Origin of the sequence: Dyadobacter sp. CY351 (assembly GCF_021502625.1) — a bacterium.
Taxonomy (GTDB): domain Bacteria; phylum Bacteroidota; class Bacteroidia; order Cytophagales; family Spirosomataceae; genus Dyadobacter; species Dyadobacter chenhuakuii.
Window position 1 is genome coordinate 20,830 of sequence record NZ_JAKFFU010000002.1, and the last position, 12,342, is coordinate 33,171.

9 protein-coding genes are annotated in these 12,342 nt (G+C 40.7%); all 9 read right to left on the bottom strand.

The features are described from left to right. Nucleotides 1-28 precede the first annotated feature (28 nt). Nucleotides 29-1,021, bottom strand: coding sequence for an SDR family oxidoreductase (locus L0660_RS02210; protein WP_235157403.1), 993 nt, complete (start codon nt 1,019-1,021; stop codon nt 29-31). A 59-nt stretch (nt 1,022-1,080) separates the two neighbouring features. After that, on the bottom strand, nt 1,081-2,346 hold the full coding sequence (locus L0660_RS02215; protein ID WP_235157407.1) for a nucleotide sugar dehydrogenase: 1,266 nt from the start codon (nt 2,344-2,346) through the stop codon (nt 1,081-1,083). Between the two features lie 178 nt (nt 2,347-2,524). Then, complete coding sequence (locus tag L0660_RS02220; RefSeq protein ID WP_235157408.1) at nt 2,525-4,714, bottom strand: right-handed parallel beta-helix repeat-containing protein; 2,190 nt, start codon at nt 4,712-4,714, stop codon at nt 2,525-2,527. Between the two features lie 255 nt (nt 4,715-4,969). Continuing rightward, on the bottom strand, nt 4,970-6,076 hold the full coding sequence (locus L0660_RS02225; RefSeq protein WP_235157410.1) for a glycosyltransferase: 1,107 nt from the start codon (nt 6,074-6,076) through the stop codon (nt 4,970-4,972). A gap of 46 nt (nt 6,077-6,122) precedes the next feature. Beyond that, the gene (locus L0660_RS02230) at nt 6,123-7,448 is read right to left on the bottom strand and encodes a right-handed parallel beta-helix repeat-containing protein (protein ID WP_235157413.1); all 1,326 of its coding nucleotides are present in this window, start codon (nt 7,446-7,448) and stop codon (nt 6,123-6,125) included. Between the two features lie 74 nt (nt 7,449-7,522). Further along, complete coding sequence (locus L0660_RS02235) at nt 7,523-8,641, bottom strand: glycosyltransferase (RefSeq protein ID WP_235157415.1); 1,119 nt, start codon at nt 8,639-8,641, stop codon at nt 7,523-7,525. Then, the gene (locus L0660_RS02240; protein ID WP_235157416.1) at nt 8,607-9,899 is read right to left on the bottom strand and encodes a hypothetical protein; all 1,293 of its coding nucleotides are present in this window, start codon (nt 9,897-9,899) and stop codon (nt 8,607-8,609) included. The genes L0660_RS02235 and L0660_RS02240 overlap by 35 nt, the downstream gene beginning before the upstream one ends. 21 nt (nt 9,900-9,920) lie before the next feature. Next, a complete protein-coding gene (locus L0660_RS02245) occupies nt 9,921-10,964 on the bottom strand; it encodes a hypothetical protein (protein WP_235157417.1) in 1,044 nt (347 codons plus the stop codon). Continuing rightward, entirely contained in the window at nt 10,957-12,291 is a 1,335-nt protein-coding gene (locus tag L0660_RS02250; protein ID WP_235157421.1) for a lipopolysaccharide biosynthesis protein, read from the bottom strand. The genes L0660_RS02245 and L0660_RS02250 overlap by 8 nt, the downstream gene beginning before the upstream one ends. Nucleotides 12,292-12,342 lie beyond the last annotated feature (51 nt).

The following is a 12,342-nucleotide window of genomic DNA, read 5'->3' on the forward strand; positions in this document are numbered from 1 at the left end:
TTTGATTGATCCGATCATGCCAGACCAATCAGGAAGCGCTTGTCAATTCCTGGAAATAAAGAATAGTTTCTTTAAGTCCGTTTTTAAAAAGTACTTCCGGTTGATATTGTAATTGTGATTTTGCTTTTGAAATATCCGCGAGACTGTGCTTCACGTCACCCCTTCTTTCCGGCACGTAAGTTGGTTCGAGTGGACTGCCTAGTTCCTCAGTGATAGCAGAAACGAGTTCGGTAAGCGAAGTCTGCTCATTACAAGCCACATTGAAAACCTCGTGCTTCGTCAGATTGTGGGCAAGCAAAGCTTTAATATTCGCCTGAACAACATTAGATACGAACGTGAAATCGCGGGAGGTTAAGCCATCGCCGTTAATTACCGGTGCCTGACCATTCAAAACCTGGGTTATAAACAGTGGAATCACAGCAGCATAAGGACCATTCACATTCTGTTTTGGCCCAAATACATTAAAATACCGTAATCCAACGCTGTGAAACTGATAGGTCCTTGAAAACACATCCGCATAAAGCTCATTGACATATTTTGTAACTGCGTATGGTGAGAGCGGGTTTCCGATGATCGCTTCCTGTTTCGGCAGTGATGGACTGTCCCCATACGTTGACGACGACGCTGCATAGACCATACGCTTTACACCAGCCTCCTTAGCAGCCTGGAGAATATTCAAAAAGCCGCTGATATTTACTTCATTAGTTGTAATCGGATCATTAATGCTTCTTGGAACTGAACCCAGCGCAGCCTCATGCAGCACGTAATCAACATTCTGCATCGCCTTTACGCAGGTTTGATAATCCCTGATGTCGCCTTCGATAAACTCGACTTGTCCTTTATCAATGTACGCTGCAATGTTTTCCAGGTAACCCGTTGATAAGTTATCCAGCACTACGATCTTAGCAGCTTGATATTGAACAAGATATGCGACCAAGTTGGAACCGATGAACCCCGCTCCTCCGGTGATAAGGAATTTTGAGGAGGTGATATCCTGCTGATGATATTGGTTAAAAGTCATTGAGTTATGCGACTAAGATATAATTTGAATAGCTAAATTTCGGCAGCGTGACGCAACCATTATAGCCTGGTGTAGCCTTTATCTTTTGGAAATATTCCCTTCACGTCATAGACAATCGGAGCGTTTTCTCCTGATGGAATTTCAAGATCCAATAATTGATCGTGACCCACAGCTGCAATAATGCCCTGGTATCCGTTGAGTCCGTCCAGGTTGTCGATCAGGCGAATGCCATATTCGTGCTCAACTTCATTTTTATCCGCCCAAGGGTCATATACATGCACATTCATATCATATGATTCCAGCTCCCTGACAATGTCAATAACCCGGCTATTGCGAATATCCGGGCAATTTTCTTTGAAAGTTATTCCTAAAATCAGTACATCCTGCCCCTTTATTTTACGCTCGCTCTGAATTAGTAATTTTACAAATTGCGTAGCCACGTAAGGACCCATAGAATCATTCAGTCTTCGGCCGGCGAGGATGATTTCGGGATGGTAACCCACTTCCTTTGCCTTTTGCGCCAGATAAAAAGGATCAACGCCGATGCAATGTCCTCCTACCAGTCCGGGCTTGAATGGAAGAAAATTCCATTTCGTTCCAGCGGCTTCAAGGACCTCGCTGGTGTCGATTTTTAGCAGGTTAAATATTTTTGCCAGTTCATTGACAAATGCAATGTTAATGTCGCGCTGAGCATTCTCAATTACTTTCGCAGACTCCGCAACTTTAATGCTTGACGCTTTAAATGTGCCTGCTGTAATAATAGACGCATATAAATTATTGACCTCTTCTGCAATTTCGGGTGTGGAACCGGACGTGACCTTCCTTATTTTGGTCAGTGTATGGTGTTTGTCGCCCGGGTTGATCCGTTCAGGAGAATATCCGCAGAAAAAATCCTGATTAAACGTCAAACCGGAGATTTTCTCCAAAATAGGAACACAGTAATCCTCCGTAACTCCCGGATAAACCGTTGATTCATAAATGACAATGTCACCGGATTTCAGACTACGGGCAACAGTTTCAGTTGCTTTTCGGACAGGTGTAAGATCAGGATTATTGAATTGGTCGACGGGCGTCGGAACGGTGATAATGAAGATGGAGGCTTGTTTAATACTTGTCGGATCGCAAGTGAAGCTTAGTCTTGAAGCCTTTTTCAAACCTTCCTCATCGACTTCTAATGTCCGATCAAAATGGTTTTTTAACTCTGTAATCCGTTGCTGGTCAATGTCAAGACCGATTGTAACAAAAATTTTTCCAAACTCAACTGCGAGTGGCAGTCCCACGTAACCCAAGCCGATTACACAAATTGTTTTGTTTTCTAGGTGCATATAGTCTGTTAGTATTGCCAATAAATGACAAAAATAGTCGATGTGCTGAAAAAATGATTGTCATTAAATGAAAATGTTATCAAAATTGTTTCATAAGATTCAATTTTGATAACATTTTATAATTTACAATTACCGTGCTGCACTACGACAAATGCATCTGTGATGATTTGGTGTACACTTATGGCTGAACGGTCCAGGTTCCGATCATGTCCTTAACTTGCCACGTGTTCGTGCTTGTTTTTCGAAGCGTTATCTTGCTGCCTACAGTTGCGCTTTGGATATACTTGCCTTTGGTCGGAGCCACGGGGACTATGTTATCATTGACAGTTGGTATAAGCCTTAGAATCTGCGCATTTCTCACTTCAAATGTTATTTCAGGATAATTTGCTGGCAAACTGTTCAGTGAGATGGTTCTTAAACCCGTGGATGTAGCGTTGTGAAATACTCTTTTGTAAAATCCATAAGTGAGCGTCCTGTTACCCTGCGCGATGTCAAAAGTTAACTTTTCGTTCTTGTCCGACAAGGCCAAATCTTCCAGCACCGCAAAATGAACGTAGTTCACCGGATTAAGTCCATTGATGACTACCGGATCTATAAGACTGCAATTTTTAATACTTCCTTTCTTGGAAACGTCATCAAATGCAAAGGCAGAAAAGATTTTTTTCGTGCTTCGCGTATCTTCCACCTTTGGGCGTACTATATGAACATTACCAATATTGGCGTCACCTATTGCGTTAGCTTCGCGATATACCAAAAAGGCGGATCCGAAAACAGCATGAGCCATGCCATTTACATTGCAGTCGATGACAGTCGCATCATTGACCTGGATGGTACAAGCGTTAACGCTGTAATTACTCACGCAAAGGCCATTAGACTTATTGTTTTTCCAAAGCGGATTTTGAAAGACGATGGATCCTGCAATGGCTCCCGTAGCTTTTGAAATATAAGTTCCATAAAAGCTTCCATCATCATGATGATTGGTGACTGTGATATCTACTACGCGATTAGTCCCTTTGAAATCATCTATAAGAATTACAATTCCTCCTCCGACATTATTTTTCGTTATTGGATTCGTAATGCGTATGCCTTCCAGAAATTCATCTGCATTATCCGGTTCTATGTCAATTCCTGCGGAAGGAGCAACGCCGTTGGTATTGGTTAAAACAGGACTAATAATTTCAATGTTTTTACCTGAAACGATGGAAAGACCCTGTCTTCGGTTATTGTCAGCGCTGATATTGATCAATTTCACATTTTGAGAGAACTTTTGCCATACGCTTGACCCTATGTAGTAGCCGTCACCGCCGCTATTATTGGCTGCTATTCCTTCAATCGTCACATTGGTAACGCCTAGCATTGTGAAAATATGTCTTTGCTGTCCGCTGGTATAATTCGCTTTTTGATCTTTAAAAACGACATTGTTTCCCTTGATAGTAACATTTTGTATACCATTCATCAGGACCATTCTTTCCTCTAAGCCAAGCGTTCCCAAGCCTTCAACGATCGTACCGTCTGCGAAAACTATATTCTTATTGGATCTCATGAACATTTCCTTCAAGCGATAGGAAACCGCAGGTTTTGGAAAGAAAATGTTTGGGATGTCTGTCCTGTTTAATATAGCTTGGATCGTAGCAGTGTTGTCAGTAGTTCCGTCGCCTTTAACTCCAAACCACTCAACATTCACAGGACCTTCAAAGACACGCTCAAACCGTTTTCCGGATGATACAATAGTCAGGGCACCGTCATCTGCACGGGTTGAAGATGGATTGAGCTTAAAAGTGCCAGCCCGTCCCTGATCTGTAATAAAAACTGTTGTAGCTGTGTCTGGCAGTTGACGTAGGCTTGCCATTGTCAGGTATGGAACATAAGATATGGTACCAACAAGTGCTATACGGGCATTGGATGGACTTTCAGATGCTGTTTCAGCCATGCCAAAAGGAAGTCGGCCTACCTCGACGAAGTCACTGCTGTTGTTTGCGTTTTCATGGCTTCGGAGTAACTGGAACACGCCGGCGCGTTCTGCACTTACAAATTTTCCTTTCAGATGAAAAACAGCGGTGGGTTTACTTGCTGTTAATTCTAAACCGACAAAATCATGGAAGGAACCACCAGTTTGCTGGAAACCTTGCGGTAAAATCAGTTTTAGCCTGAATGCCCGTGCACTTTTAAATACATAGACTGTATTAATGGGTATATCTATCAGATCTGCTTTAATTTCAATTTCGAACTCTTCATTAACAACCACTTCCGTTGTCTGTGTGGTTATTGAAAAGCGAATGGGATCAATAAATGCGGCTGCGTGTGTAAGGCTGTTGACAGAAGCATTCACTACGAAGAAGCAGAATAATGCTACGGCTCGGATCATCATAGATTTCTTAATGGTTATAATGAATAAATATGACCTCATATATAGAATATATTCTATAAAATTATAGATCAAATTTACGTAAGAAATCTATATAACTACAATCGCGTAGAATATTTTATTTTTATACTACACAATAGAAGGTTAAAAAGTCGTTTTATGTAGAATCACCTGTGATTTAAGCATTAAGATCGCGTGAAAATAAATAAAGCACGAACATGAAATGTTCGTGCTTTATAGACTATTGTAGAAGTTATTTTACTTTTTGAGTAATGATTGGTATAAACTAATATACTTGTCAACCATGAATTCCAAGTCAAAATTCTTAACGAAGGATTTTGCTGCTTTGACCATCGCCTCGCTAGCATCTGGATTATCCAGGATTGCCCGTACTTTACTGGCTAATTCCTGACTATCAGCGGGTTTGAACAGAAAATCTTCGCTTGGTACAATTTCCTGTATACCATTTACGTCGGAGCCTAAAAACGGCACATTTGCGGCGAGTGATTCCAAGGTTACACCAGACATTCCCTCGTATTCGGAAGAAAGTACATTCAAATCAACGGATTTCATGAGTGAGGATATATCTGTTCGAAATCCCAGATAATGTATACGTTCGAGCACTTCACATTCTGCGGCTATCTTTTGTGTAGCTTCCATTGCCTCACCCTCACCTGCTAATAACAAGTGAAAGTCTTCCCCCAGCAATGCACATGCCCGGATAAGTGTTGCCTGATCCTTTGGATATCTGAAACCGGCAGCCATAAGGATCAGTTTCGAATTTGTTGGGATATTCAGTTCAGCACAGAGATGCTGCCTTTCAACCTTACTGGCATTTGCAATAGTAGTGAGATCAACGCCATTATTTATTACTTTAATTTTATCACCCTGTCCGATCCACTCAGATAATTTTTCTTTTACACTATCGGTAATTGCAATGATCGCATTATAAGGACGATAAAAGGCTTTTTCGAGCGGTCTGAAATATTGCTTATCACGTCTCGTGTTATGATTACTATGTTCAGTAAATATTAAAACTGGCTTTGTTTTAAGCGTGGAAATTGCCAAGCTGGACCAATAGGACGCTGGGAACAAATGCACATGAACTACGTCAAACGAGTTGGCTTTAAGGAATTTCCATATTTCAAGCGCACACACTGGATTGTAAAAGTTGGAAATCCGGAGATCATGAATAGTAATGCCCGCATTTTCTATATGGGCCAGGAAGGATGGAACCGAATTTGCGGCATTGAGCAGCAAAACGTTGATATCAATATTTTTCTTTTTGAAGATAGGAAGAGAAGAAACTAGCAGCTTTTCTCCACCACCTTGTGAAATGTCATTAATGATTACAAGTACTTTCATTAAACTGTTTTTTGCCAGTTATGGCTTTTGGTCATTGCTATTAAGGCTATTCAACCAGAACGTTTTTTAAAAAAACATTAGATGGGTTTTCCGTTCTTGACGAAGTCACGCCTTTTGCGCTTATAGTCTTTTTCTGCTCGCTTTGATGGGCCATAACATCAATTTTTTTGTCTTCCAGTACAACGACCTTTGTGCCGCTTATTCTGTTGTTGACAAATCTGTATCCGGAATTCTTTCTGCCAAGATTGATAGCCAGGCTAGAGCTTTTGATATCGCAGTCTTCAAATGTAATGTTTGATGATCCTAACCCAAACTTTGCCAAAATTTCCCCGGAACTGTTATTGCTGAATTTACACTTCAAGAATTTAACGTTAGTAACCTGCCTTGCTTGTCTTTTGGCATCAATCTCTGCTTCAATGTCAACGCCAGTTCCCGTGGCAGCGTACAAGCAATTTCCAGTTCTTGTTATCGATGTACTGATCACGTCAATTTTATCGCCACCTATAATGGCTAACCCGGTTCTTGCATTGAAGTTGAGGTCGCATTGGATAAGTTTCACATTTTTTTGGCCTGCCTCCGTGTGAGAGTTGGCTATCTGAATCCCGTCCAATCCAAATCGCTTGGCAGTAACGTTCCTGACAACAATGTTGCCCGAATGTGCAATCATCACTCCATAATGAGCAAGTTGGATTCCACAATCACCATATCCGCCACCAATGTTAATCTTCTCAGGATCAAAGGCTGTATTCTTTTTATCCATGCACTTCATATTGAAAGTATTCATGTTATTCAGGTTCTCAGCATAAAAATTGCCATCCAGAACCAAGTTCTCGATCTTAACATTGCTGCTGCTTGCCACTACAATGCACCTTCCCAGATCAGCCCTTTTTGCGGAAGTCGCTCCTGGTTTAGGTGTGCATTCTACTGAGATGTTTGAGCTTGAGCCGTCCTCGGGATTAAATGAGCCAAACCGGAAGCCCGTATCATATTTCAGCTTGGTTCCAGGTTGGCCCTTTATTGTAACGTTCTTTGCATTAAGAATTTGAATAACATCTGCACCACGATAGTAGTAATCGCGATTGCTCAATTTTATCTGTTTGCCTACAATATAATTTCCAGCTGGTATGAGCAGTTCGCAATTTCCTTTCCGGCTATTAATAAACTCCGATGCTGCCTGGAATGCGGCATGATCATTAATGGTATCATTAGGGATCGCACCAAAGTCCTTTTGAATGTTCAGTTTGATGATCGCCTTTTTGACTCTGCTCGAGTGTTTGGTTGAATCGTAGGATAAAACTTTGCGTTGGGAATGCGCCTGGGAATAAAATAAATGAAGGCAGATAATGGTTGCCCAGAATGTTGTTAGTTTCATAAGCGGAGTAATTGATTAATGCTGGTCGGACAACAACCATGCCTAATGGAATCTGCCCGTCAAAAAAATCTCGTTTATTTTGACATCATACGGTGCTTGTATAGCCGGTAATAATTCCCGGCCGTCGAGCGGATATGGTAATGTTGCGTGAAAGTGGCTACACCATTTTTAGCTATTTCTAGCTTGTTTCCTGATAGATGAAAGGCCATGATCGCTTCCAGGTAAGCTTCTTCGGTGACTTCCTTGCTAAGAAATCCATTTACATTATCCGTGATCATTTCGGTGATTCCACCAACCGCAGTGCAGATTGGGATACAACCGCCCGATAGCGCTTCAATGAGAGAGATCGGCATACCTTCATAATGACTTGACAGACAAAAAGCATCCGCAATGGAGAGATAATCCACAATGTTATCCTTTGCGCCAATCAATTCTATATAAGGATCATCCTTAACAAGTTCCTGCAACTTTTCGACGATATCTCGTTCCCTCAAATCGCCGATGATCAATAGTCTGCATTTCTTATCAGCGACCTGTTTATTAAATCTCTGGACTGATCGGATAAGCATGGCTTGGTTCTTTACCTCAACCACCCGGCCGACATTCAGAAACAGATATTCGTTTTCTCTTAAAGCATATTTCGTTTTAATACCAGGCAATGCTGATGTTGGTAACAATTCGGGACGACCATTTACAATTGTAACGTCATTATTAAGGCCATAATACTCTTTAAAAGTGGCTTTGCCATCCTGTGAAATGGTAATGGGCGTAACCCGGTCATTTTTATAGTAACGCTTCCTGACTTGCTTCAAAATGTTATTTGGACATTCCTGAGCAGCTCTACTGTGAACGGTATGAAAATAAAATGTGCTGGAAGGAAGCTTAAAAAAAACATTTAGGTTGACATATTCGAATGCATTAATGTGCGTATTTACCACATCAGGCTTTAACTCATTAATCCACCGAGTGATTCTTGATAAGGTTTTAGCATCAAATCCTGGTTTTTTCCCAAATGAAATATAGTTGACCTGGTTATGCAATTCTGATACAAACGAGTCTGAGTCAGAATTATCTCTCAATGAGACCAGGTAAACATTTGTTGATTCGATATTTGCAAGCTCATTGCAGAGATCAATAACAAACCGCTCTGCTCCCCCTCTACTTAACGATGGAATAATGTGTACGATCTTCATTATCAGTTTCAATATTTTTTGATTTATGCGGAATCTGCATTTTAAATAGTGTTAATCCTGCATAAACAAGTAAAAAGTAATTCAAGGAAAATAATCCTGGCCGTTGAAAGAAAACCAGAGCCAGGAGCACCATGGATATCAGGCTGAATATCAAATACTGACGCCACGGGTGAAAGTATGCAAAGAGAAATGCCAGGTATACCAGTATTATAATGCCTCGTTCGAGTACAAAAACTCTGTAAGACAAAGTAGATCCTCCATATTCTTTCAGCATATAGTCTTTGCCCTTGCCTGTGTAAAAATCAGCATTATCTCCCTTGGCAAAGCCTTGGTACATGGAATCAAAACCTCTGATCCGGGTATCTCTGTTGTTTACTATCCCAACGATCCAATCGTCTTTCCACTCAAAACGGTGATAGACCTTTAATGCCAGGATCGGGTCATCTTTTGTGCTCCTTGCAATGAATACAAATGCAACATATGAAATGAAAATGAAGACAAACGAGAAAGTCAGTCGCAGCATTAATTGTTTCGTTGAGAGCAACCTGGTATTTGAAAAGTAGAGGACAGGCAAAAAGACAATTAAAAAGAATAACGAAAACGATAGAATTCCTGTAATGATTAGTATCCAGTACTCAAATCCAGTCAGCATTCGCCTGTAATAATAGAGAATGAGCGGGATAATTGTGCCCACAACACCTGGTTCATCAAACACCGAGCTGAACCGATTTTCTACACCTGCCCGCGACCAATAGAAAAGTAAATAGTTATCGTATAGCCGGCCTTTACCTAGCTCACCGCGCTGAATTGAAAACAAAGGCGGAATACCGAAAATATTGATCAGCAGGAAAATGGGAATCCCGATTATCATTAAAAAGAGAAACACCTTGATATACCACCGTGCAACCTTATATTTCTCTTCGTCATTCAGCAGGATAAAAGTTAAGACCGGAAAAACGCCTGAATACAGAAGCTGAAAGGATATAATCAGTGAATCTTCATTGTAATACGCCCACCACATTGGAAGGAAAAGTGCTGCAAGGATATAGTTTCTGTAATTATTTTTGAATAGCAGAAACAGAAATGCATACAAATTCAAAAACTTCAAGCCGTAAACACCCACTTTAACAAACAACATTGAACTATATACCGGGTACGAATCAACGAAAGCGATTAACACCAGATTGATGCATATCAGATTGCGGATATCAATTTTGAGATCCTTTTTGACGGTGATACTTGGCAGGGAAATTGTCATAAGTTGTACATCAACAAGGATTTATCCGAAAAGAATAGCTTTCAGTTCCTCGGGGGTTTTAACGCAATCAAACCCCCAAATGTAGTTGGTCAGTTTGTATTGATCGTCAGTTATTTGATCTTGGAAAACATTAAAAGCATCATATAGCATCTGGTTATCCCGGTCTTTCGTAGCCGTTACGTCCGGCATATAGTGATTTTTTACGAGTGACTCCCCACTTTTTGACACTGCCACAAATGCTACATTCTGCTTAAACAGATAATTAGGTTTATTTAAATAGATGCTGTATCCTACGTGTGTGCCGGTGCTATTCGAAATCACCATATCGGAAAGCATGATGATCGATTTTAGCCTATTCAGAAAATACAGGTCGTCGCGGTGCCCAGCAGTCGTGAGCTTGTAACCCATTTTTTTGTATGCTTCATGATCTCCGTTCTGTACATCTTTCCAATACATGCAGACCAACACCGTATCAAATCCAACTTTCCTCTTTTCTATTTCATTGCAGAATTCATGCTGGTCATATTCGGATAATACTGCACCAATGGAGTGGCTGGGGAAAACCAATAGTACCCGGCCAAGCTGTTTCTTTAAATCATCCAGATCCCTTTGATTAAGCAAACTTTCAGCGTAGTGGATATAAGGGCCAATTGAAATGGAAGTTTTTTTGGCTTTCTCAGCTATATATTTTTCACGATAGCTGCTATATGTGAGCGTTGTTTTGGCGAGCTTAACCGAATCTGCCCGGACGACACTTCCAATGACAATTCCATGTTCTAAATATATTTCATGCAATGGAAGCCTGGCATTACCAACTTTGATATTGCTGTATTCAAGTAAGCGGCATAGTATGCCATAATAATTACAGTCGTCAAAATAGAATAGGGGATAATAGGGCAGGGGCGAGCTCAATTGTTCCAGATCGAAGATGTCCGCCGACCGCCTGGATTCAGCCAACGCCGGAAAGTTGATCGATTTTGACCTTTTGTATTGGCAATATATTTTGCGAAATAGTTTACTTTTCTCCGCCAGCTTGACAACTTCTCTCTTTAAAGTATTAATCATAGTATGTTTTTTTAAGCTGCTTTAACGATCTCGCAAAAATCATGCGGAAGTTAAGCCATGGCATTGGGTAGACTTTGGCGCTGAGAATCATGACTATCGCAGTGTTGAGTACGCTGATCGCAAAGTTCGAATAAGCTGCCCCGATTGGTCCGACGCTTTTAACTAAATAGTACGATAATGCTACTTGCAGGGTTGAACATACAAATGTTACTATTGCAAGGGATCCAGACCTTTTTACAAAAAAAATGAAACTCGCATACATGAGGTAGACCCCTTGAAAGGCTTGGGAAAAAAGGGCCCACCCTACATACATTTTTGCATCCGCATATTTTGCTGACAAATAATTGTCAATTGCAAAATTCGAAGCAATTGATGCAATGAATGTTAATCCTAATAACGCGACAATGTATAAATAGGTGAACCTGACCAACTTTTGTTTCTTCGATTCTAAAATACTTTCATCCGAAATGGATAAGCTTTTATAAACAAAGGGTGCATATGCGTTGTTAAATGCAAGGGTCAGAAATGAAATAAGCAAGCCAAACTGAAATCCTGCGGCATAAATACCACTTGCAGAAACTCCTGCCAGCTTAGACACGATGAGTCTGTCAGATCCAGCCCTTGCCCAGATGCTTAATGCATGAGGCACCAGCGGGAGGCAAAATCCCAATATTTCCTTGATATAGGATTTGTTGTAAAAGGCGTTGAGATAGCCCCGTTTCCATAATAAAAAGATACTGATAAAACCGTATATGACAGAGCTGGTGCCGATGCCAATGAGCCTTCCGCGCCATCCCATATTGAACATGGTAATCAGAATCAGTGATATAACAACATCGCAAATCGTTTGGGAAATCTGGTAGCCACCAAAAGCAAGTGGCCGTTCTTCCAATCTCCAAATAATAAGGCTTATCGAGCTGAGAACCTGAGAAAGGCCAATGGCCAGTCCACTCACAACGAAGATTTGAGTTACAGAAAGAAACTCTTCTATCTGCTTATTGAACAAGAAAATAACTAGCCCGCAAGTTGTAAGTGTTGTCGTTATCACGAAGAATATATTAAAAATATATTTCCCGATTTCTGCCTTATCCAGTTTATAAAAATTGACTGAGATAATGCTCTGAACACTTAGCCCAATGAATATTGCCAGGAAATTGACATAAACATTATAGTTGGCGACAATGCCGTAATCAGCTGGAAGCAGATAGTGCGTGAGTAATGGAAGAAGTAGAAAAGGAACTGCTTTGTTGACGGCGTCAGTGAGTACATACAATAAGCTATTTTTAACAAGCGGATGCTTTTGAATACTACCAATCCTTTGTTTCAAGCTTAATATCACCTTTTTCTAATGTGCTGTTTTGTTGTTATGAGCCAGTTC